Origin of the sequence: Reyranella soli (assembly GCF_007992495.1) — a bacterium.
Lineage (GTDB): Bacteria > Pseudomonadota > Alphaproteobacteria > Reyranellales > Reyranellaceae > Reyranella > Reyranella soli.
The window spans coordinates 1-1,710 of record NZ_BKAJ01000346.1 but is presented as its reverse complement, the minus strand read 5'-3'; the positions used below and the strand labels follow the sequence as shown (position 1 = coordinate 1,710).

Genomic DNA, 1,710 nt, shown 5'->3' with positions numbered 1-1,710 from the left:
TCGGTCGCCGGCCCGCTGATCGACACCATGCCGGTCGGCACGTCATTGGTGCCGATTACCGTCCAACTCACACGGTCAGGCGTAGTGGCGATGCCGTCGGACACGCCATAGTTCACAGTTACAGTGGTCGTCTCGCCGGCCGCCAGGTGCTGGTACGCCACGTTCGATGGATCGAGCGTGAAGCTGTGCGTGGCCGCGTTGTAGCTCACACCAGCCGGCAGGTTGACCGGCACATTAACGACAGACAGCGCGCTACCGGCGTCAACATCGGAAGCATTCGCCAAGCCATCAATCGTCGAAGCTGGGCCGTCTTCGGTCGCGGCCGCATGCCCCGTCGGCGGTTTTCCTAGCATCAGGTAAAGATTGTTATTGGACTTGAAGACGATGTCAGACACGCCGTCTCCATTAACTTCCGAAACCGTCACTCCCTGCACTGCTCCTGTCGCCGTATAGAGCGGTCCTTGACTGAAGTTACCGGTGCCGTCGCCAAGAAGAACATCCAAGCCAGCATCAGTCGGCACGATAATGTCCGGAATCCGATCGCCATTGGCATCGGTAATGCCAAGCGAGTCACCAGGGTACCCTAGCAGTGACTGGCGTAGCGGCGCCGCAAATGTGCCGTTCCCATTGTTGAGCAGGACTGACAGTTCGTTTGTCCCGCCCTGCTGGTTGCCCACCACGATATCCGGCCTGCCGTCCCCGTTCAGATCCTGCACGGCGAGCGCCAACACGCCACCGCCATCAGTGAACGCCATGTAATCGGACCGGGGATTGAAGGTTCCGTTGCCTGTGTTTATCAATACGGAAACCGCGTTCGAACCGCCGTTGTCCCCAATAATGAGGTCCAGCTTGCCGTCGCCATTAACATCAACCGCGGCCAGCGGGAGCGGGTAGTATGCCGTCGCGTACTGGGTGGGTGCGCCGAACGTGCCATCGCCATTCCCCAGCAGTACTGCGACACCATCATTTGTAATGGCGATATCGTTCTTGCCGTCGCCATTGAAGTCGGCGATCACGACACCCGCGGCGGATGAGTACACGGCAGGTGGTCCAAATGACCCGTCACCGTTGTTGAGCAGCACATTCAGCGGTCCCCCGTTCGGAATGGCAATGTCGGGCTTGCCATCGCCATTGAGATCTCCGACCGCCATAAAGATGTAGTTGCCGCCAGCGGCGGCTTCCGCATAGCTCACGCGAGGCAGGAAAGTACCGTCGCCATTTCCACGATAAACATTGACTTCATCGCCACCATACGTCTCGGTAATCAGATCTACCTTGCCATCGCCATTGACATTGACAACTGCAAGCCAACCAATCGGATATCCATCGTCGACAAACGTCGCTGGCGCGAACCCGCCTCCTGTGTCCACTACCGGCGCATCATTGACGTTTCCCACCGGGCCCACTGCTGCGCTGGCTACGCTCTCTGCCGTGCCGTGCTCATCGGTATAGCTCGCCACAACAGTGACGCTGGCGCCGACATCGGCATCGCCCAGCGTATAGGTCGAGCCGGTCGCATCAGTGATGTTTGAGCCGTTGCGCTGCCACTGGTAGCTCACCGTCCTCATACCGTCGGCATCGCTGAGTGTGTTCACCGCCGTGAGCACCTGGTCCTCGATCGCCGTCCCGGCGATGCTCACCGACCCGGCCGGCACATCATTGACATTGGCCACCGTCGTCGTCGCCGCGCTGGCCACGCTCTCCAGGGTT

The 1,710-nt window shown here is 59.9% G+C and carries 1 protein-coding gene; it reads right to left on the bottom strand.

Annotation, left to right across the window (positions count from 1 at the left end):
* A partial coding sequence (locus tag RSO01_RS46660) for an FG-GAP-like repeat-containing protein (protein ID WP_174826004.1) occupies nt 1-1,697 on the bottom strand: 1,697 nt, incomplete at its 3' end.
* Nucleotides 1,698-1,710 lie beyond the last annotated feature (13 nt).